This window comes from Pseudomonas sp. SWRI179, from assembly GCF_014268705.1.
Classification (GTDB): Bacteria; Pseudomonadota; Gammaproteobacteria; order Pseudomonadales; family Pseudomonadaceae; genus Aquipseudomonas; species Aquipseudomonas zanjanensis.
Window position 1 is genome coordinate 19,938 of the sequence record NZ_JABWRA010000043.1, and the last position, 20,398, is coordinate 40,335.

At 62.4% G+C, this 20,398-nt stretch carries 21 protein-coding genes; 10 read left to right on the plus strand and 11 right to left on the minus strand.

What is annotated here, in order from left to right:
- The first annotated feature begins 24 nt into the window (after nucleotides 1-24).
- Genes HU767_RS21740 through HU767_RS21750 form a run of 3 tightly spaced genes read left to right on the plus strand, consistent with a single transcriptional unit; the run spans nucleotide 25 to nucleotide 2,125 of the window.
- Nucleotides 25-894: a DUF692 domain-containing protein gene (locus HU767_RS21740; RefSeq protein WP_186730432.1), complete on the plus strand. Its 870-nt coding sequence runs from the start codon at nucleotides 25-27 to the stop codon at nucleotides 892-894.
- The gene (locus tag HU767_RS21745) at nucleotides 891-1,649 is read left to right on the plus strand and encodes a DNA-binding domain-containing protein (protein WP_186730433.1); all 759 of its coding nucleotides are present in this window, start codon (nucleotides 891-893) and stop codon (nucleotides 1,647-1,649) included. Before HU767_RS21740 ends, HU767_RS21745 begins: the two co-directional genes overlap by 4 nt.
- Nucleotides 1,646-2,125 (plus strand): DoxX family protein, encoded by a 480-nt coding sequence (locus HU767_RS21750; protein WP_186708455.1) that lies wholly within the window; start codon nucleotides 1,646-1,648, stop codon nucleotides 2,123-2,125. The genes HU767_RS21745 and HU767_RS21750 overlap by 4 nt, the downstream gene beginning before the upstream one ends.
- A 122-nt stretch (nucleotides 2,126-2,247) precedes the next feature.
- On the opposite strand, the gene HU767_RS21755 is transcribed toward HU767_RS21750, so the two are convergent.
- The gene (locus tag HU767_RS21755; protein WP_186708454.1) at nucleotides 2,248-3,162 is read right to left on the minus strand and encodes a LysR family transcriptional regulator; all 915 of its coding nucleotides are present in this window, start codon (nucleotides 3,160-3,162) and stop codon (nucleotides 2,248-2,250) included.
- A gap of 104 nt (nucleotides 3,163-3,266) precedes the next feature.
- Here HU767_RS21755 and HU767_RS21760 point away from each other — a divergent pair, with 104 nt between their 5' ends.
- From HU767_RS21760 to HU767_RS21770, 3 genes are all read left to right on the plus strand, one after another.
- Entirely contained in the window at nucleotides 3,267-3,866 is a 600-nt protein-coding gene (locus tag HU767_RS21760; protein ID WP_186708452.1) for a short chain dehydrogenase, read from the plus strand.
- Nucleotides 3,867-4,088: 222 nt separating this feature from the next.
- Nucleotides 4,089-4,763 (plus strand): hypothetical protein, encoded by a 675-nt coding sequence (locus tag HU767_RS21765; protein WP_186708450.1) that lies wholly within the window; start codon nucleotides 4,089-4,091, stop codon nucleotides 4,761-4,763.
- Between the two features lie 73 nt (nucleotides 4,764-4,836).
- On the plus strand, nucleotides 4,837-6,450 hold the full coding sequence (locus tag HU767_RS21770) for an NAD(P)/FAD-dependent oxidoreductase (RefSeq protein ID WP_186730434.1): 1,614 nt from the start codon (nucleotides 4,837-4,839) through the stop codon (nucleotides 6,448-6,450).
- Nucleotides 6,451-6,618: 168 nt separating this feature from the next.
- On the opposite strand, the gene HU767_RS21775 is transcribed toward HU767_RS21770, so the two are convergent.
- Nucleotides 6,619-7,713, minus strand: coding sequence for a PLP-dependent cysteine synthase family protein (locus HU767_RS21775; RefSeq protein WP_186730435.1), 1,095 nt, complete (start codon nucleotides 7,711-7,713; stop codon nucleotides 6,619-6,621).
- A gap of 267 nt (nucleotides 7,714-7,980) precedes the next feature.
- Here HU767_RS21775 and nhaA point away from each other — a divergent pair, with 267 nt between their 5' ends.
- A complete protein-coding gene (nhaA, locus tag HU767_RS21780; protein ID WP_186730436.1) occupies nucleotides 7,981-9,168 on the plus strand; it encodes a Na+/H+ antiporter NhaA in 1,188 nt (395 codons plus the stop codon).
- 795 nt (nucleotides 9,169-9,963) lie between these two features.
- On the opposite strand, the gene HU767_RS21785 is transcribed toward nhaA, so the two are convergent.
- A complete protein-coding gene (locus HU767_RS21785; protein WP_003184697.1) occupies nucleotides 9,964-10,428 on the minus strand; it encodes a glycine zipper 2TM domain-containing protein in 465 nt (154 codons plus the stop codon).
- 171 nt (nucleotides 10,429-10,599) lie between these two features.
- On the opposite strand from HU767_RS21785, the gene HU767_RS21790 reads away from it, so the two are divergent.
- Complete coding sequence (locus tag HU767_RS21790; protein WP_186730437.1) at nucleotides 10,600-10,881, plus strand: hypothetical protein; 282 nt, start codon at nucleotides 10,600-10,602, stop codon at nucleotides 10,879-10,881.
- On the opposite strand, the gene pdxH is transcribed toward HU767_RS21790, so the two are convergent.
- From pdxH to dinG, 4 genes are all read right to left on the minus strand, one after another.
- Entirely contained in the window at nucleotides 10,829-11,476 is a 648-nt protein-coding gene (gene pdxH / locus HU767_RS21795) for a pyridoxamine 5'-phosphate oxidase (protein WP_003198446.1), read from the minus strand. The two genes, HU767_RS21790 and pdxH, sit on opposite strands and share 53 nt — an antisense overlap.
- A gap of 24 nt (nucleotides 11,477-11,500) precedes the next feature.
- Nucleotides 11,501-12,631: an OmpA family protein gene (locus HU767_RS21800; protein ID WP_186730438.1), complete on the minus strand. Its 1,131-nt coding sequence runs from the start codon at nucleotides 12,629-12,631 to the stop codon at nucleotides 11,501-11,503.
- Nucleotides 12,632-12,748: 117 nt separating this feature from the next.
- The gene (locus HU767_RS21805) at nucleotides 12,749-13,894 is read right to left on the minus strand and encodes a serine hydrolase (protein WP_186730439.1); all 1,146 of its coding nucleotides are present in this window, start codon (nucleotides 13,892-13,894) and stop codon (nucleotides 12,749-12,751) included.
- 291 nt (nucleotides 13,895-14,185) lie between these two features.
- Nucleotides 14,186-16,330 carry an ATP-dependent DNA helicase DinG gene (dinG, locus tag HU767_RS21810; RefSeq protein ID WP_186730440.1) on the minus strand — a complete coding sequence of 715 codons (2,145 nt, stop codon included), beginning with the start codon at nucleotides 16,328-16,330 and terminating at the stop codon, nucleotides 14,186-14,188.
- A 99-nt stretch (nucleotides 16,331-16,429) separates the two neighbouring features.
- Between dinG and HU767_RS21815 the strand changes: the two genes are divergently transcribed.
- Nucleotides 16,430-16,894 carry a DUF2269 family protein gene (locus HU767_RS21815; RefSeq protein WP_186708432.1) on the plus strand — a complete coding sequence of 155 codons (465 nt, stop codon included), beginning with the start codon at nucleotides 16,430-16,432 and terminating at the stop codon, nucleotides 16,892-16,894.
- 133 nt (nucleotides 16,895-17,027) lie between these two features.
- On the opposite strand, the gene HU767_RS21820 is transcribed toward HU767_RS21815, so the two are convergent.
- From HU767_RS21820 to HU767_RS21835, 4 genes are all read right to left on the minus strand, one after another.
- Nucleotides 17,028-17,786: a collagen-like protein gene (locus HU767_RS21820; RefSeq protein ID WP_186708431.1), complete on the minus strand. Its 759-nt coding sequence runs from the start codon at nucleotides 17,784-17,786 to the stop codon at nucleotides 17,028-17,030.
- Nucleotides 17,779-18,051, minus strand: a complete 273-nt coding sequence (locus HU767_RS21825; RefSeq protein ID WP_186708429.1) for a DUF1145 domain-containing protein — start codon at nucleotides 18,049-18,051, stop codon at nucleotides 17,779-17,781. Before HU767_RS21825 ends, HU767_RS21820 begins: the two co-directional genes overlap by 8 nt.
- A gap of 146 nt (nucleotides 18,052-18,197) precedes the next feature.
- Nucleotides 18,198-18,923, minus strand: coding sequence for an OmpA family protein (locus HU767_RS21830; protein ID WP_186730441.1), 726 nt, complete (start codon nucleotides 18,921-18,923; stop codon nucleotides 18,198-18,200).
- A gap of 89 nt (nucleotides 18,924-19,012) precedes the next feature.
- Nucleotides 19,013-19,708, minus strand: a complete 696-nt coding sequence (locus tag HU767_RS21835) for an OmpA family protein (protein ID WP_186730442.1) — start codon at nucleotides 19,706-19,708, stop codon at nucleotides 19,013-19,015.
- A gap of 191 nt (nucleotides 19,709-19,899) precedes the next feature.
- Between HU767_RS21835 and HU767_RS21840 the strand changes: the two genes are divergently transcribed.
- A complete protein-coding gene (locus HU767_RS21840; RefSeq protein WP_186708423.1) occupies nucleotides 19,900-20,397 on the plus strand; it encodes a DUF6231 family protein in 498 nt (165 codons plus the stop codon).
- Nucleotide 20,398 lies beyond the last annotated feature (1 nt).

The window sequence follows — 20,398 nt, forward strand, 5'->3', positions numbered from 1 at the left end:
CGCATCTGCCTGAGGCCCGTCACCATGTTGAAGACCCCTTCCCCCGCCCTTGATAGCCGGTTGCCGCCCAAGGCGGGGCTGGGGCTCAAGAGCGAGCATTTTCGTGAAGTGCTCCAGACCCGACCGGATCTGGGCTTTTTCGAAGTGCACGCGGAAAACTACATGGTGGCGGGCGGGCCGCTTCATCACTTCCTGGGGCGGATACGCGAGCAGTACCCGCTGTCATTGCACGGTGTCGGCCTGTCGATCGGTGGGGAGGGGCCGCTGGATGTTGCGCATCTGCAGCGCCTGGCCGCATTGATCGAACGCTATCAGCCCCAGTCTTTTTCCGAACACCTGGCCTGGTCCAGCCACGGCCCGGTGTTCCTCAATGACCTGCTCCCCCTGGCCTACGACGAAGCAACCCTCGACCGCGTCTGCCAGCACATCGATCAGGTCCAGAGCAGCCTCAAACGCGCGCTGTTGCTGGAAAACCCGGCCACCTACCTGGCCTTCGAAGCCTCGACCCTCGACGAGCCACACTTCATCAGCGAAGTGATCCGCCGTACTGGCTGCGGCCTGCTGCTGGATGTGAACAACGTCTACGTTTCGTGCATCAACCACTGCCGCGATCCCTTGGCCTACCTCGGTGCCCTGCCCTTGCACGCGACCGGCGAAATTCACCTGGCAGGCTTTGCCGAAGACACCGACAGCCTCGGCGAGCGCCTGCTGATAGACGATCACGGCGCCCCCGTCGACCACGCCGTCTGGCAACTGTATCTCAAGGTGCTGGAGCGGATCGGGCCGGTCGCCACCTTGATCGAGCGCGACAATCACGTGCCTGCGTGGGAGGTGCTGCTGGCCGAAGCGCGCCAGGCCGATCGTCTGTTGAGCGCCGCAGGAGCGCGGTCATGAGCAACCAGCACGCCTTCACCGCCGCCCTGCTCGACCCGCGCAAAGCGTGTCCGCCCGGCTTGGTCAGCGCCAACGGCGCGGCCCCGGAAAGCCGTTTCGCGGTGTACCGCAATAACGTGCTCGGTTCATTGATCAACGCCCTGGCCGACAACTATCCGGTGGTGGTGCATCTGGTGGGTGAGGAATTCTTTCGGGCCATGGCCGGGGTCTACGTCCAATCGACAGCGCCGCGAAGCCCGGTGATGAGCGACTACGGGAACGATTTTGCCGAGTTCATCAAACACTTCGAACCCGCCGCCAGCGTGCCGTACCTGACGGACGTCGCTCGCCTGGAGCGACTGCATTTACAAGCCTGGCATGCCGCCGACGCCGAGCCCATGGCGCAAGAACAAATTGTAAAGGCGCTGTCGTCCCCCACGCTGGCGGGACACCTGAAGATTGGGCTTCACCCGTCACTGCGCCTGCTGCAATCGCCCTTCGCTGTAGTGACGATCTGGGCCGCCCATCAGCACCAGACGCCGGTGCCGTTCGAAGCCTTCCCCGCGCAAAACGCCTTGGTGCTGCGCAACGGCCTGGACGTGAAGGTGTTTGCGATCAGTCACGCTGCCCATGGCTTTATCACGGCCCTGCAACAGGGGGTGTCCCTGATTGCAGCCATTGAAGCCTCAAACGACCTCGACCTGGAACACACCCTGGCGGGCCTCATCCGTCACCAGGCCATCACTCACCTCCTCGCCGAACAGGTATCTCCATGAACACCCTGATTGCCGGTTTCATTCAATGGCTGGAGAAAATTCCCCACAGCCTGATCGCCTTCGTCGCACGTTTCTCGATTGCCGCGGTGTTCTGGAAATCCGGCCAGACCAAAATCGAAGGCCTGGCCATCGACCTGCTCGATGGCACCTTCCAGGTCGGCCTGCCGCACCTGGCGGACTCGACCATTCCCCTGTTCAAAAGCGAATACGCCCTGCCGCTGCTGTCGCCGGAACTGGCCGCGTACCTGGCGGCCTCAGCCGAGCATGTGTTCCCGGTGCTGATCCTGCTTGGCCTGGCGACACGCTTTTCGGCGCTGGCCTTGTTGGGCATGACCGTGACCATCCAGCTGTTCGTCTACCCGGACGCCTACCCGACCCATGGCACCTGGGCGGCGGTCTTGCTCTACCTGATGGCCCGTGGGCCGGGGCTGCTGTCGATCGACCACCTGATTGCCAAGCGCTACGCCCACGCCTGAACACAGATCCCCTGTGGGAGCGGGCTTGCTCGCGAAGGCGGTGGGTCAGTTTGCATAAATGCTGGATGTACCACCGTCTTCGCGAGCAAGCCCGCTCCCACAAAAAATCTCCAATAGCTGGACTATCGCTGCAGCCGATCCAACGCCTCGCCGCTGCGCTTGAACCAATCGATCAAATAATCAGCCAGCACCTGGGTGCGCTTGGGCAGGCCGCCCTGGTACGGGTGCACCAGGTACATCGGCATGCGCCGGGTCTGGTAATCGCGCAGCAGCCAATGCAGGCGTCCGTCAGCCAACTCTTCATGCAGCAGGTACGACGGCAGCCGGGCGATTCCGGCGCCGGCCAGGGCGGCTTTTTTCAGCAGGCTGTAGTGATTGCTGGCAAACGGCCCTGAGACGCGGACCCGCAGCAGTTCGTGCTGCTGGTGGTAAAGCCATTCTTCCCGACCGCTGTAGTGGCTGTTGAGCAAGCAGCGGTGCTCGGCCAGGGCCTGGGGCGTCTCAGGTGCGCCGTAACGCTCAAGGTAGGCCGGGCTGGCGCAGGTCATTTCGTGCCACGCCAGCACTGGCCGGGCGACCAGCCGTTCATCGATGGCAGCGTCGGAACGGATCGCCAGGTCGAAGCCATCGCGGCTCAAGTCACGGTAGCCGTTGTTGAGCTCCAGTTCGATCTGCACGTCGGGATAGGTGCGAGCGAACTCCGTCAACAAACCCTCGAAGAACGTTTCGCCCAACGAAACCGGCACCGTCATACGCACCGGCCCGGAGATGTCATCCTTCAACCGCGCCAATGCCTGACGCGCCCTTTCTACCTGCACCAACAATGCCTGGGCCTGGGGCAACAACGCCGCCCCTGCCGCCGTGAGGCTCAAGCGTCGAGTGGTGCGTTGCAGCAACACCACTGAAAAGCGCTTCTCCAACAAGCTGATGCGCTTGGACAACTGACCCTTGCTGCACCCCAACTGCTGGGCCGCCAAGGTGAAACTGCCGGCCTCCATCAACACGGCAAATGCCGCCAGGTCATCCATTTCGCTCATTGGATTGTTTCCAAATGAAAACCAAAGGTTGCCTATTAGCATGATTATCAATGGAAAGAACCCCTCTAGACTGAAAACTCATTCAGCCCATTGAGGAACAGCTCATGAAAATCCTGTTGATCGGCGCCAACGGCACCATCGGTTCGGCCATCGATAACGAACTGTCGCCCCGCCACGACATCGTTCGGATCGGCCGTCACAGCGGTGAATTGCAAGTGGATATCAGCGACAGCGCCTCGATTCGCGCCCTGTTCGAGAAGACCGGCCGTTTCGATGCCTTGGTCTGCGCCGCCGGCAACGTCACCTTTGCGCCCCTGGCCGAGATGACCGAAGACAGCTTTGCCCTGGGTTTGAAAGACAAGCTGATGGGCCAGGTCAACCTGCTGCTGATCGGCCGCGAATTCGCCAACGACGGCGCATCCTTCACCTTCACCACTGGCGTGCTCAGCCACGATCCGATCAAGAGCGGCGCGTCGGCGGCCCTGGTCAATGGCGCCCTGGACAGTTTCGTGCGCGCCGCGGCAATCGAGTTGCCACGGGGCCTGCGGGTCAACTCGGTGAGCCCGAACGTGCTACTGGAAGCCATGGACAAATACGCGCCTTATTTCCGCGGCTTCAAGCCCGTACCCGCAGTGGACGTGGCATTGGCCTACGCCAAGAGCGTCGAAGGCCTGCAAACCGGTCAGACGTTTCACGTGGGTTGACCGATCACCTACCCGTGTAGGAGCTGCCGAAGGCTGCGATCTTTTGATCTTTTGATCTTTTGATCTTTGGTCTTTGGTCTTTCATTCAAGACTCAATTGTCAGGGGAAAGATCGCAGCCTCGTTGCACTCGACAGCTCCTACACCGTTCCTACACCGCTCCTATGGGTTGTGATGTGAGATCAGTCTGAGTAACGTGGCGACACTTGTCTGGAGACCCAATGATGCGTGCCGCCCGCTCCCTGCTGTTTGTCGCCCTCCTGCCGCTGTTCACCGGCTGCCAATTGCTCGACGCCCCTCGTCAGAGCGCCTCCCACGCCGGCCAGGTGCGCCTGCAGGGCGAACTCACGGCGGCCGATGGCAAACTGGTCATCCAGCCGTGCCAGGAACAACGCCGCTACATCGTCAACGACGCCGGCGGCACCAGCGTCCTGCAACAAGCTGCATCCTTGGCCGACGATCACGGCAAATTGTTTGCCGACGTACGCGGTCGCATCGTTTCCAGCGCGGCGGCCGGTACCGACAGCCAGTTGGACGTCGAGCAGCTCTATCGCCTGGAACCGTCGGGGACCACATGCGACAACGCTGACTTCAAACGCATGATTCTGCGTGCAGTGGGCCACAGTCCGGAATGGACCCTCACGGCCAGCGGCAAGGGCCTGGTACTGGATCGCGTAGGTCAGCCGCCACTGGCAGTGCCTTATGTCGAAGAGCAATTGGGCGATGGCCGCTTCAACCTCGGCACCGAAGCCAACGGCGAGAAAGTCGAACTCTGGGTGACACCGGCACGCTGTGTCGACAGCGCCACTGGCAGCGTGCAACACATGAGCGCCGAGTTGCGAGTCAACAACCAGGTCCAGCGCGGCTGCGCCTACTTCGGTGGCGCGCGCGACGACTGATTCACCGCTTTTGGCTTATAATCGCCGGTTCACGCCCTGGTGCAGTTGTGCATCCCGCGAACCGGACCCCGCCATGTTACGAATCACCGAACTCAAGCTGCCAATCGATCACCCCGAAGACGACCTGCGCCCTGCCATCCTGCAGCGCCTGGGCATCGCCAGCGATGACCTGCTCGACTTCACCTTGTTCAAGCGCAGCTACGACGCGCGCAAGAAATCCTCGGAACTGTGCTTCATCTACACCATCGACCTGACGGTGCGCGATGAAGCCAGCCTGCTGCGCAAGTTCGCCGATGACCGTAACGTCAACGAAGCGCCGGATGTCAGTTACAAAGTGGTGGGCCAGGCGCCGACCGACCTGAGCGAACGGCCGATCGTAGTCGGCTTCGGCCCGTGCGGGATCTTCGCCGCCCTGTTGCTGGCACAGATGGGTTTCAAGCCGATCATCCTCGAGCGTGGCCCGGAAGTGCGCCAGCGCACCAAGGACACTTGGGGCCTGTGGCGCAAAAGCGTGCTCAACCCCGAATCCAACGTGCAGTTCGGTGAAGGTGGCGCAGGGACGTTTTCCGACGGCAAGCTCTACAGCCAGATCAAGGATCCGAAATTCCTCGGTCGCAAGGTCCTGCACGAATTCGTCAAGGCCGGTGCACCGGAAGAAATCCTCTACGTCAGCAAACCGCACATCGGCACCTTCCGCCTGACAGGCGTGGTGGAAACCATGCGTGAGCAGATTCGCGCCCTGGGCGGTGAAGTGCGCTTCGGGCAGCGGGTCACCGACGTTTTGATCGAAGACGGTCAACTGGTTGGCGTCGAGCTGGCCAGCGGTGAGCAGATCCATTCGAAACACGTAATCCTGGCCTTGGGCCACAGCGCCCGGGACACGTTCCGCATGCTCCACGGTCGGGGCGTGTACATGGAAGCCAAGCCGTTCTCGGTGGGTTTCCGTATCGAACACCCGCAATCGCTGATCGACAGTGCGCGCCTGGGCAAATACGCCGGCCATCCGAAACTCGGCGCCGCCGATTACAAGCTGGTGCACCACGCCAAGAATGGTCGTTCGGTGTACAGCTTCTGCATGTGCCCGGGCGGCACCGTGGTGGCGGCGACGTCCGAGCCGAACCGCGTCGTGACCAACGGCATGAGCCAGTACTCGCGCAATGAGCGCAACGCCAATTCCGGCATCGTCGTCGGCATTACCCCGGAAGTGGATTATCCAGGTGGCCCATTGGCCGGGATCGAATTGCAGGAACGCCTGGAATCCCATGCGTTCGTGCTCGGCGGCAGCAACTACGAGGCTCCGGCGCAACTGGTGGGCGACTTCATCGCCGGCAAGCCGTCCACGGCCCTGGGCAGCGTCGAACCTTCCTACAAGCCAGGGGTGTCCCTCGGTGACTTGGCCTTGGCCCTGCCGGATTTCGCCATCGAAGCTATCCGCGAGGCCCTGCCGGCGTTCGAGAAACAGATCCGCGGCTACTCGCTGCATGACGCCGTGCTGACCGGCATCGAAACCCGCACCTCGTCGCCCCTGCGCATCACCCGCAACGAATCGCTGCAGAGCCTGAACGTCAAGGGCCTGTTCCCGGCGGGTGAAGGCGCCGGCTACGCGGGTGGGATCCTGTCGGCGGGGGTGGACGGGATTCGGATTGCCGAGGCGGTGGCGCGGGATATCCTGGGACTCGAGGGCTGACAGAGGTCTGCTTATGGAAGTGATGCTGTTCACTTAAAGTCCTGAGTAACAGCATTACCCTGTGGGAGCGGGCTTGCTCGCGAATGCGGTACATCCTTCACCGATAAGTTGACTGACCCACCGCCTTCGCGAGCAAGCCCGCTCCCACAAGACGTCAGTGTCTCGGGATCAGATATTCGCCCGCAACACACTCTCCGGCAGTGCCTCGCCCCGCTCCACACTCGCCGCCACGATGTCCATCAGCCCATTCAACTCATAGCCCTGGGCCTTGAGCCACGCCGGGTCGTAATAGGTCGTGGCGTAGCGCTCGCCACCGTCACACAAGATCGCCACGATCGATCCCGACTCCCCGGCATCTGCCATCTGCCGGGCCGCCATGAGTGCGCCGATCAGGTTGGTGCCGCTGGACCCACCGACCCGTCGTCCCAAGCGCTCGGCCAGGTAGTGCATGGCCGCCAGTGACAAGGCATCCGGAACCTTGACCATCGCATCGATGACTTTCGGCAGGAACGACGCCTCGACCCGCGGCCGGCCGATGCCCTCGATGCGTGAACCGCAGTCCAGGCGCAGGCTCGCATCGCCACTGCGGTAGTAGTCGAAGAACACGGAACGCTCGGCGTCGGCGCATAACACGCGGGTGCCGTGCTGGCGGTAACGGACATAACGTCCCAGGGTCGCCGTGGTGCCGCCGGTGCCAGGGCTGGAAATCAGCCAAGCGGGCTCCGGATGCCGCTCGAAGCGCATCTGCTGGAAGATCGATTCGGCAATGTTGTTATTGGCCCGCCAGTCCGTGGCTCGCTCGGCGTAGGTGAACTGGTCGATGAAGTGCCCATCATGCTCGCGGGCCAAGCGTTCGGATTCGGCGTAGATCTGCGTAGGGTCGTCCACCAGGTGGCTCTGGCCACCATAGAACGCAATCTGTGCGATTTTTTCCTTGGAGGTGGTCGCCGGCATCACCGCAATGAACGGCAGGCCCAGCAACCTGGCGAAGTAAGCCTCGGAAATCGCCGTCGAGCCGCTGGAGGCCTCGATCACTGGCGCACCGGGCTTGAGCCAGCCGTTACACAACGCATAGAGAAACAGCGAGCGCGCCAGCCGATGCTTGAGGCTGCCGGTGGGATGGCTGGACTCGTCCTTGAAATACAGTTCGATGCCCGGCAGGCCAGGCAGCGGCAGCGGAATCAGGTGGGTATCGGCGCTGCGCTGGAAGTCAGCCTCAATGATGCGGATCGCTTCGCGGGCCCACTGGCGATGGTCGTTCATGGTGTTTTCTCACTGATCGGTTCGACGCGGGGAAATCACACGGTCGTGCAGGCAAGGGCTGGCGTTCGGAAAAACCAGACGCCAGCTTAGGAAAAAACCGACATCGCGCACAGGTACAGCTAAGGTCCAATATGGCCCGTAACTGCCGACTGCGTGGCGCAGGCCTTGTAACGACATATAACAAAAAAGAATATAACTTTTGTTTTAACAACTAACAGTACGGGTTAGGGTGTGCCATCTTTTTGATTCAATGAATGGAGAGCGATCGTGGCTCTACGCAATTCTCTGACACGTTTTTTTCAACTGGAGGCTGCCAGCGGCCTGCTGCTGATCGCTGCCGCCGTGCTGGCCCTGGTCATCAACAATTCGCCGCTGTCCTGGCTGTACAACGGCCTGCTCGACACACCGGTGGTCGCCCAAGTCGGCGCGCTGAAGATCGCCAAACCCTTGCTGCTGTGGATCAACGACGGCCTGATGGCGATGTTCTTCCTGCTCATCGGTCTCGAGGTCAAGCGTGAGGTCCTCGATGGGCAGTTGTCGAAACCTTCGCAAATCGTCCTGCCAGGGGCGGCGGCGATTGGCGGTATGGTGGTGCCCGCCCTGATCTATTGGTTTCTCAACCGCGACAATCCTCCCGCCCTCGCTGGCTGGGCGATTCCCACCGCCACCGACATCGCGTTCGCCCTCGGTGTACTGGCCTTGCTCGGCAAGCGGGTGCCGGTGTCGCTCAAGCTGTTCCTGATGACCCTGGCGATCATCGACGACCTGGGCGCCATTATCATCATCGCCATCTTCTACTCCGGCGCCCTGTCCACCTTGTCGCTCATGCTGGCGGCCGCCTGCATCGCCGCGCTGGTGGCGATGAACCGGATGGGGGTGGTCAAGCTCGGGCCCTACATGGTCGTGGGCCTGATCCTCTGGATCTGCGTACTCAAGAGCGGTGTCCATGCCACGCTGGCCGGGGTAACCCTGGCGTTCTGCATCCCGCTGCGCACGAAAAACGCCGAGACCTCGCCGCTGCTGACCCTGGAACATGCCCTGCATCCCTGGGTGGCCTACGGCATCCTGCCGCTGTTCGCTTTCGCCAATGCTGGCCTGTCCCTGAGCGGCGTCACCGTCGAGAGCTTCACCCATCACGTACCGATGGGGATTGCCATCGGCCTGTTGCTGGGCAAGACCGTCGGCGTCTTCGGCCTGACCTGGCTGGCGGTCAAAATCGGCATCGCCAGCCTGCCCGCCGGGGCCAATTGGGGGCAGATCCTGGGGGTGGCGATCCTTTGCGGGATCGGCTTTACCATGAGCCTGTTCGTTGGCTCCCTCGCGTTCGAGCCGGGTGTGAGTGACTACGCCGGCATGGATCGGATGGGGATTCTTACGGGTTCGATTCTGGCGGCGTTGTTGGGGTATGCGGTGACGGCGGCGGCCAGTCGTAAGCAGCCTGTATTGCCTGACTGATTCCTGGCTGCCAGAAAGGGGAGCATATCCGTTGCTGCGGTAACGGCTGCTTAGGGTTTCGCCCTTACTGCGAGTCACTTTTGGAAGAGCCGGGAGCCGGACCAGCCAAAAGTAACCAAAAGCGCTTTGCCCCACCACTCGGCACCTCGCCTAGGCTCGGTGTGCCCTCACTCCGGCATTGCTCCGTGGGCCCGCCGCGAAGGGCCATCCATGACCCATCGCGGCTATCCCGGCATCCATGCCGGGATGCCCACTCCACAATGCCTGCGTTCGGCCAGCGTGGTTTAACGGGGCGCCCAGATCAAGATCAAAGTCCAAAGCAAGAGCAAGAGCAAGAGCAAGCGGGGCATAGGCCGGCACTTATTTGACTGAGCCACCGCTATCGCGAGCAGGCTCGCTCCCACAATAGGCCTGCAGCCAGACACGAGACTCATGGGCACCTGGATCACCTGTGGGAGCGAGCCTGCTCGCGATTACACCGGCACCTCCAACATCACTGCAAACTGACACACCGCCTTCGCGAGCAAGCCCGCTCCCACAGGAGGAACGCGGTCCCCAGCATGAGCCAGGTCGGCTATAAGGCCGCCTCGCTCGGCTTTTGATTTCGATCTGGGGCGCCCCGTTAACCACGCTGCCTTCGTGGCGTCTGAAAAAAGTGACCCGCCGTAAGGGCTGAACCATAAGCCGCCGTTACCGCAGCAACGGATATACACCCCGCAACCCGAAACAAAATCCATAAAAAAACGGCGCTTTCCCTCCCAGGAACAAGCGCCGTTTTTCTGACCTGATTCCAGCTTAGTGCGATACGCGACTCGTGCCATCCACAGTGGAAATACGAACCCGCTCACCCACACGGAACACCTCGTTCTCCTGAACCTGCTGCACATAGGCACGCATACTGCCGTCATCTTCACGCACAGTGATTTCCACACCCTGGGTACGGGTCAGGCCTTCTTCAGTGGCGGAACCGATCAGGCCACCGGCCACCGCACCGATCACAGCAGCGACGATGCTGCCACGGCCACCGCCGATGGCGCTGCCGCCCACACCACCGACCACGGCACCCGCCGCACCGCCGATCGGGGTCTTGGTGCCTTCGATCTTGACCGGACGCAGGGATTCGATGGTCCCCATGCGAATCGTCTGCACGCGACGCGCTTCGTCACGGGAGTAGGAGTCACCGGTCAGGCTCGACTGACAGCCAGTGAGCAACATCGCCATCGTGGAAAAGGAAGCAACCAGCAAAACAGACTTACGCATAGCATCAACTCCAAAAGACAGGGATTCATTAAACTCCCCAGCTTGACGCCTGTCACGGCCTTGCCGGGATAAAATTGTTTTCATTCAGGTGGGATACAGGCGCACCGGAAAAATTCACCAAACAGTAGCGCCAATTTACGAAACCTGCGTCATCAACCCAGGGATTTTTTCATGGACTATTTCATTATCGTCCTCACCACCGTGGCCGGCCTGTACTTCCACGGGTGGCTGTACGTGCGGATCAAACGCTGGATGGACCGCGACCTGGCACTGTCGTTGGCGGGGCAGGATGAGCTGAAAAAGACCTACATGCTGCAACAATTGACCCGCGCCCGAGAACAAGGCATCAAGCGCAGGGACCTGCCGCAATGGTTGCAAACCGCTGCGGCAGATTATCCGCCTAAGGCGCCAGGCGCTCGCGAGTCCAGTTCGCCCCTTGCAGGCGGTAGTTGAGGCGATCATGCAGGCGGCTTGGGCGGCCCTGCCAGAACTCGATGCGCTCGGGCAGCAAGCGGTAACCGCCCCAATGCTCCGGGCAATGGGGTTGGCTGTCACTGAAACGTTGCTCGGTGGCCTTGAGCAAATCGTCCAACTCCGCGCGCCCTGAAATCACCCGGCTCTGGGGTGAAGCCCAGGCGCCGAGACGGCTGCCCAGCGGGCGAACCTGGTAATAGGCGTCCGACTCTTGCGCCGTGACCTTGACCACTTTGCCTTCGATGCGCACCTGGCGTTCCAGGGCCGGCCAGAAAAACGTCATGGCCGCGAATGGATTCGCGGCCAGTTGTTGGCCCTTGGCGCTGTCGTAGTTGGTGAAGAACGTAAAGCCCAGGGCATCCAGGCCCTTGAGCAGCAGGATCCGGCAATGCGGGCGCCCCTCTGCATCCACCGTCGCCAGGGTCATGGCGTTGGCCTCCACCGGGGCCTGTTCGGTTTTCACCGCGTCGGCGAACCATTGGTGGAACAATGCAAACGGCTCGGCCGGGGCTTGTGCCTCGGTCAAGCCGTCGCGGGTGTAGTCGCGGCGCATATCAGCCAGCGGTTGGGTCATGGCGCATTCCTTATGGTTAGCCCATCACTGCTTCGGAGTCTCGGCGGCCGCGACTTTCTTGGTATCGGTGGCGGCTTTGGCCGGTTGGGGTTTCTTCGCCGGGGTGGCGGGCTTGGCCGGGGCTTTTTTTGCAGGCGCCTTGGTCGCGGCTTTTTTGGCCGGCGCTTTCTTGGCCGAGGCTTTCTTGGTCGAAGCCACCGCTTTTTTAGCCGCAGGCGCAGGGGCCGGGGCAGCAGGCTTCACATCCTGGGCGGCAACCATGGTCACCGGGGCCGGCGCCGGCATGTTGTATTTGCTCAGCAGCGCAACCATGGTGTTGGCGGGCGTGACCAGCAGTTCCACACGACGGTTCAAGGCGCGACCCTCGACGCTATCGTTGGCCGCACGTGGCGCCACTGCGCCCATGCCGCGCAGCATCAGGCGATCGCGTTGCAGGCCGCTGAGGCGGAAAATCGCCGCCACGGACTGGGCACGCTCCTGGCTGAGCTTGAGGTTGGCCGGGGCGGCGCCCGAGGTATCGGCATGGCCGAGAATCAGCACGGCGGTCTTCGGATCGGCCTCGAGGATCTTCGCCACGCGGGTGAACGGGCCGAGCGTCACAGGCAACAGCATGGCCGGGCGGTCCGGGTTGAACGAGCCGTCCACGGGCGCGGTGACCACCAGCACGTTGTCGCGGCGCTCGAGTTCGAGCTTGCTGTCCTTGATGGCGGTGCGCAGCTTCGGCTCGTAGTCGTCGAGCCAGGCCTGGGTAACTTTCGGATCGGGCATCGGCACCGCCTTGGCGGTTTCCTGATCCTTGCCGCCGAACGGCCACCACCACTTGCCATTGCTTTCGGCTTCGGCCTTGGCAACCGCTGTTGGCACCTTGGCCTCAGGCTTGGCTTCAGCTTTTGCTTCGGCTTTTCTGGCAGCGTCTGCGGCGGTTTCCTCGGAAGAGAACGGCCACCACCAATGGCTGGCGCCCTCGGTCTTGGCTTGCGGTGCGACGGCGGCTGGCTTCAGGGGCGCCACTGGCGCCGTATCCTTGGCCGCTACCTTGTCGGAAGAACCGAACGGCCACCAGCCACTGCCGCCCTCGGCATCATTTTGTGGGGTTTGTGCGCAACCGGTGATAGCGAAGCACAGCGCCAGAGCGAGGGTTTTATTCGATGACATTGGATATCCACAAAATGATCTAGATGAAAAAACAAGGCCATGTTTTGACCGCATAAACAGACGATTGGAAACTGAAAAGGACACGAGGTTCCTGTGTCCATGGCCTTCAATGGCGTTTTATAGACAAGTGGCAAGCACCCGCGCAAGGTTCTGCGCGCGCGGGTCCATCAACACGTAAGGCCCAAGCGTGTTGGTCACGAAGCCGAACGCGACATCATGTTCGGGATCGGCAAACCCGATCGAGCCTCCTGCCCCCGGATGACCGAACGCCCGTGGGCCGAGGCCATAGGTCGCATTCGGCACATCCGGCTGGTCAAGCATGCAGCCCAGGCCAAAACGGGTCTGGGTCAACAACGTCTTATCCTCGCCGAGGCTGTGCTGGCGAGTCAGTTCGTCGAGCATTTCACCTTCCAGCAGGCTGCCATCGAGCAGTCCCGCGTAGAACCCAGCCAGGCTACGGGCATTGCCGTGGCCGTTGGCCGCCGGTTGCTGCATGCGTCGCCATTCCGGTTTGTTGGTGCTGGTCATGATCGACGGCGGATTGATAAAGGCCCGGGTGGTCATGGCCGTGGGCTCGCGCATCGTCACCTGCAACAGGCGCTGGGCCGCCGCATCGCCGACGTTGCCTTTGCCACGGGCGATGTGGGCCACGCGATAAAACTCCTCGTCGGCCAGGCCCACGTGAAAATCCAGGCCCAACGGCTTGGCGACGCGGGCCACGATGGACTCCCCCGGGCCTCGCCCGTCGGCCCGGCGCAACAACTCGCCCACCAGCCAGCCGTAAGTGATCGCGGCATAACCGTGACCCTCGCCCGGCGTCCACCAAGGCGTTTCGGCCGCCAGGGCGTCGACCATGGTTTGCCAGTCATACAGCGCTTCGGGCGGCAACAGCTCACGCAACGCCGGAAGTCCGGCCTGATGGCAGAGCAGATGGCGCAGGGTAATGCCAGCTTTGCCCGCCGCCGCAAACTCAGGCCAATAGCGGGCCACCGGGGCGTCCAGTTGCAACTTGCCTTCGGCCACCAGTTGCAAGGCGGTGACGGCGGTGAACGTCTTGGTGCAGGAGAACAGGTTAGCGATGGTGTCGCTGTGCCAGGCTTCATGGCCATCCTTGTCGGCGGTACCGGCCCACAGGTCGATGACCGTGCGCCCCCCCACCTGGATGCACAACGCCGCGCCGCGCTCCTGGGGGTCATCGAACAATGCCGCGAACGCTTCACGCACCGCTTCGAACTGAAGCTCGTAATGACCTTGAATTTGCACCCGTAACTCCCTTGAAACAAACACTTTTAAGGTGGCTGGCATTGTTTCAGCCATTCAGGCTTTTGGGAACCGCCGCAAGACGGCTGACCGGACTGGTTCTGGCCTTCGTGGCGAGGGAGCTTGCTCCCGCTGGGGTGCGCAGCAGCCCTGTTCAGACCGCACACCATAGACCTGGCACACCGCTGTGCCAGGTTTGGGGCTGCTTCGCAGCCCAGCGGGAGCAAGCTCCCTCGCCACAAAAGCTCCCACTTGCTACAAAAGCGCCCTTGCCACAGCAGGTCATTGCACGTATCAGGAAATCTCCCGCCGAAACGGCGGCAATGCATTGAGGATCGCCTTGCCATAGCGCTGGGTCACCAGCCTGCGGTCGAGCAAGGTGATGGTGCCGCGGTCTTCTTCGGTGCGCAGCAAGCGGCCACATGCCTGGACCAGCTTCAGCGAAGCGTCCGGCACGGAGATTTCCATGAACGGATTGCCTCCGCGGGCTTCAATCCACTCGGCCAGCGCCGCCTCTACCGGATCGTCGGGAACCGAGAAGGGGATCTTGGCGATCACCACGTGCTCGCAATAGGCACCGGGCAAGTCCACGCCTTCAGCGAAACTCGCCAGGCCGAACAACACGCTGGAATCACCACCGTCGACCCGTGCCTTGTGCTTGTTCAGGGTTTCCTGCTTCGACAGGTTGCCCTGGATGAACACCTGCTTGCGCCAATCACGGTCCAAGCCATCGAACACGTCCTGCATCTGCTTGCGCGAGGAAAACAGCACCAGCGTGCCCCGTGAGCCTTCCACCAGTTCCGGCAGGTCGCGGATGATCGCCGCCGTATGGCCGGCGGCGTCCCGGGGGTCGGCCTTGAGGTCCGGCACCCGCAGCACACCGGCGTCGGCGTGATGGAAGGGGCTTGGCACCACGGCGGTCACGGCCTTCTTCGGCAGGCCGGCGCGCATGCGGAAGCGGTCGAACGTGCCGAGGGCGGTCAGGGTGGCGGAGGTCACCAGCGCGCCGTAGGCCACGTTCCACAGGTTGCGCCGCAGCATTTCCGCCGCCAGGATCGGGCTGGCATTGACCTCGATGTCGAACAGCGAACCGCTTTCGGCCAGGGTCAGCCATCGCGCCATCGGCGGGTTGTCTTCCGGGTCTTCGGCGGTGAAGGCCGTCCACAGTTCCCAGTTGCCTTGGGAGCGGGACAGCAGGCTGCCGAACAGCGGATACCACTCCTCGGCCTGGTTGCTGGCGATACCAATGTTGACCTCGCCATCCATGCCCTCCTTGAGCAGGTCGGTCAGCCGCGTGAACAGATCCGTCAGGCGCGCGAAACCTTTCTTGAGCTCGATGCCCATTTCGCGCATGTGTTCAGGAATCACCCCGCCGACAAACCGGTGGCGTGGCCGCTCGCGGCCCTCGACGTCTTCGCCGGGCTTGAAATCGGCCAGTTGCTCGCACGCGGTGAACATGAACTGCTGGTTCGTCTTGATTTCCCGCGCCAGCTCCGGCACTTGCTCGATGAACTTGCCCAGGTCGCCCGGCAACGGATGCTGGGCCAAGAGCTTGGTGAGGTTCTTGGCGGTGGTTTCCAGCCAATCGGCGGTGGAGCGCAGCCGGGTGTAATGGGCGAAATGGCCGATGGCCTTGTCCGGCAGGTGATGGCCTTCGTCGAACACGTAGATCGTGTCGCGCGGGTCCGGCAGCACCGCACCGCCGCCCAGGGCCAGGTCGGCCAGGACCATGTCGTGGTTGGTGACAATGACGTCGACCTTGCCCATGCCTTCCCGGGCCTTGTAGAAGGCGCACTGGCCGAAGTTAGGGCAATGGCGGTTGGTGCACTGGCTATGGTCGGTCGTCAGGCGAGACCAGTCGGCGTCTTCCAGGGCCGTGGACCAGCTGTCGCGGTCGCCGTCCCATTTATTGCCGGCCAGCTTTTCGATCATGCTGGTAAACAGCTTCTGGCTGGCTTCATCGACCTCGATCTTGAAGCCTTCTTCTTCGAACAACTGGGCCGTGGCAGTCTGGGCGTGGCCTTCCTGGAGCAACATGTCGAGCTTGGACAGGCACATGTAGCGCCCGCGGCCCTTGGCCAGGGCGAACGTGAAGTTCAGCCCGCTGTTGCGCATCAGGTCGGGCAGGTCCTTGTAGACAATCTGCTCCTGCAGGGCGACGGTGGCCGTGGCGATCACCAGGCGTTTGCCAGCGGCCTTGGCAGTCGGAATCGCTGCCAGGCTGTAGGCCACGGTCTTGCCGGTACCGGTGCCGGCCTCCACCGCCACGATGGCAGGCTCGCCGCTGCGCCGGCCTTCGTCGTCGGTGTCGATGTCACCCAGGACTTTTGCCACTTCGGCAATCATCAGGCGCTGGCCATATCGCGGCTTGAGGCTCTTGGCTTCGAGAAAACGCGAATAGGCGCCCTGGATCGTGGTTTTGAGTTCGGTGCTGATCATGAATGGTCGGGCGCTAAAAACGCTGGATAAATTTTCAGTGGTTCGGATCGGCGGCTATCATACCCCGCTAATGAATCCTGCGCAGAACGGAGTAACCCAATGACACCCTTTGCCCTCGTCTACACCCTGCATTTACTGGCGGCCCTGATCTGGGTCGGCGGCATGTTCTTCGCCTGGATGATCCTGCGACCCGCAGCAATGACGGCGCTAGAGGGCCCTGCCCGGCTCAAGTTATGGGTAGAAGTGTTTCAGCGTTTTTTCGTCTGGGTCTGGGTGGCCGTGGTGCTTTTACCGATCAGCGGCGTCGGCCTGATCCATCTGCGCTTCGCCGGCTTCGAAACCGCGCCGCGTTATGTGCAGATCATGATGGGGCTGTACATAGTGATGACAGCACTGTTTATCCGCATCCAGGGCTTGCAACTGCCCGTTTTGCGTAACGCCGTAACGGCGCAGGACTGGCCGGCGGGTGCGGCGGTGCTCGGGAAAATCCGGCGGTTGGTGGGGATCAATTTGTTGATCGGGTTGCTGGTGGTGGCGCTTGGCGCGGCGCGGCCGATGTTCTGAAAAAAATCGTCGATATCACACTGAACTTGTGGGAGCGGGCTTGCTCGCGAAGGCGTTGGGTCAATCAACATTGATTAACCTGACACGCCCTCTTCGCGAGCAAGCCCGCTCCCACATGAGGTTCGCCATACGTTTAGAACCGCTGCACCGTCACCGCCCCCGCCGCTCCGGCAGGCCCGGGCTGGCCGTCGGCGCCAGGGCGACCGCTCTTGCCGCCATCCGCGGTATAGACCACGCAGCCCTTGGCCTTGCCGCCCGCCCCAGGCTTGCCGCCGTGTCCCGCCGGGCCACCGGCACCGCCATCCACCGTGACCTTGATCTGCTCGGCAGGATAGGCCCGGGGCAGTTCGAGGCGCACCTGCGCGCCGGCGGCGCCCGGCTGGCCATCGCTGCCATTGCTGCCATCGGCACCGCGACCGGCCGAGCCCCAGGTGCAACCCGGCGCCTGGCCATTGGCACCGTCGAGCCCCACGTAACCCGGTGCTCCGGTGCCGCCACGGGCATCCACCGACAACAACGGCCCATTCAACACCTTGAAACGCAGGTTGAGATCGCGCCCCGGCCGCGCGGCCTTGGTGTAGGTACCCGGTGCGCCCCGTGAAGTGATCTGGCTGCCCTCGGCCAATTCAGCCCGGGCCACTTTCATTTCCAATGCCTGCTGCGCCGGCACGATGGCGATCCGCGCTTCACGCCCCAGGTGCAATTGGTCGATGGACAGTTCAGCGACATTGGACGGCACCAGCAGCGTGCCGTAATCGGCCACCTCCAGACGTTCCAGGGTCAGTGTGCTGGTGGTATTGGGCAGGCGCATCAACGAATGGCTTTCGACCTGGAGCACCTGGGCCGAAGCCCACGGGCATACAAGGGCGGCAAGCAGACACAATTTACGCATGGGAAGCCTCTGGCGCGGTCGGGAGGGTTTGCAGATGGAAGATGCCGAACAGCAGCACTCTGAGGCGGTCACGGCCAGGGGCGGCGCGGCCACGGAAACTGGCCCGGAACAACAGCAGTTCCAGCACGTGCAGCACCAGCAAAAAAGCACCGGCGAAATTGACCAGCAGATGCAGCGGATGGACGAACGGCACGACCAGGTTGACCAGCACCACCAGCCAGAACAGCAGGGTCAGCAAGCGCCCCAGCCCCCAAAACACCTTCATACGCCCCCCTGATGGAGAATTATTCTTTGCGCGCACAGTAACGGCTTGCGCGCCGGATAAGCCAGAGGGCCAGGCAAATTTAATCCAACCCGAGCCCCGGCCGACCGGATCGCCCTCCCGACGATCCGGCAGCTCTGGCTCGCTGCTCAGCGCTGGAGATGCAATTCGACCCGGCGATTCTGCGCGCGCCCTTCGTCGGTCTCATTGTCGGCCACCGGCTCGCTTTCACCCTTGCCTTCGCTGGTGAGTTTGTCGGGGGCGAGTCCCTGGGTCAGCAAATACTCCACGACGCTACTGGCGCGACGTTCGGACAGCCCTTGGTTATAGGCATCGCTGCCGACGCTGTCGGTGTGGCCCACTACCCGAATGCTGGCGACATTGACATGGCTGAGCTTGCCAATCAGCCCATCGAGCTGGCTTCGAGCCTCTGCGGTGAGATCGGATTTGTCGAAATCGAACAGCACCTTGCCCGCGTCGTTGAGGGTAATGACTTCGCTGGTCGGCGCTTGCGGTTCGACCGGTGGCGCGCTGGCGGGGTATTGCGGCACCGGGCAGCCATGATGCTCGACCGGTGTATTGGCTGGGGTATCGGGACAACGGTCGCGGCGGTCGAACACGCCATCATCGTCTTCATCGCCATCCTGGGCGTAGCAGATCAAGCCACCGCCCAGCAGCCCCAAGGCGGCGCCACCAGCGGCCCAACCGCTGCTTTCAATGGCCCCCAACCCGCCGCCGACGAGGCCGCCGATCAGGCTACAGATTGGCCAGGTGCGTTGATTGAGGGGTGCGCTGCCGTCGCTGTGAGTGGCGCAACCGGACAACAGACTGCTCGCCAGCAGCACCGGTAAGGCGGCCCTGATTAGAACGTTCATGTGAAGGCTCCTGTGTCACCGGCCCATACCGGTCACACAGGAGTAAAGACCCGCATCCGCAACTCTACAAGCCGCGGATGCCAAGGGTTTCAACGGTTTATCTTGATCTCCGTGCGGCGGTTCATCGCACGGCCGTCGGCGGTCTTGTTATCGGCCACCGGCTGGCTCTCACCGGCGCCGGACACCGAGACAAAACTGGACTGCGGCACGCCGTTTTCGACCAGGTATTTCACCACCGAATCGGCTCGCCGCTGCGACAGTTTCTGGTTGTACGCATCGCTGCCAACGCTGTCGGTGTGGCCGGTGACACTCAGTTGCGCGGTGGACGTTTCCTGCTTCAGGCGGGTGGCGACCGTGCTCAGTACATCCTTGTCGGCTGGGGTCAGCGTGGCTTTGTTGAATTCAAAGTGCACATCGCGGATCACGATGGTTTCTTCCTTGACCACGACCGCTTCTTCGACCACCGGCGCCAGTGCGGGCGGCGGGCAACCGTCGGCATCGACCTGCACGCCCTTCGGTGTGCCCGGGCATTTGTCACGGCTGTCCGGCACGCCATCGCCGTCTTCGTCGCCGTCGCCCTTGACCCAGCAATAAGCTGCCGCCATGCCGCCAACATACAACGCGCCGCCGCCAGCCCAGGAAGTGCTTTCTATGGCGCCCAATCCGGCGCCGATCGCTCCGCCGACGGCCGCACAGGTCGGCCAGTCGGTTTTCTGCAAACCTGCGCAACCAGTCAACACACTGGTTAGCAGAACCAGGGGTAACGCTGTCCGAACTATGCTCATCGGGTTTCTCCTTGAGGGATCGGCTTGGCGCCGATTCAGGGGAGTAAAGACCCGACTTCGAATCTACGCCAGCCTGAGCAATCGCGGGTTTTCGCCCCGTGTTTACGACGTTTGCGCACATTCCGGGACAAACCGCTCTAGGCCATGATGTCCGGGCAGGCTATCGTGGTGGTTCTGACTGAGGAACTTCGATGACCGTTGCCATTTCTTCGCGTACGCCCCAGCAAGCCCTGGCGGCCGTGCTTGACCGTTATGCCCCGCAAACTCTGCTGCTGATCGGTGCCAGCGGCTTCCCCGCACTCGAAGCCTTCCAGCAGGCCCACCCCGACACCGAAGTGGTCCACGCCGGCCCCGGCGCGCTGCCGGCGGACGTGGCGGCGCGCCGTTTTGACCTGGCCCTGGCACTCGATTGCCTGGAGCATTTGCCCAAGCGCGAGGGCCTGAACCTGCTGGGCGGCATCCGCAATCTCAACGCCAGCCGCATCGCCGTGCTGGCCGACCTCACTGCCTGCGGCTGGCAAGAGACGGACTTTTTCTCCCTGGCCCTGCAAGCCAGTGAGCGATTCCAGCGTGACGATCAGGTGCTGACCCTGTTCACCTACGATCTGCTTGAATACAAACAAGTCCCCGACTGGCTCAACTCACGTTTCTGGGCCAACCCGGAAAACTTCGGAAAATATTGGTGGTAAC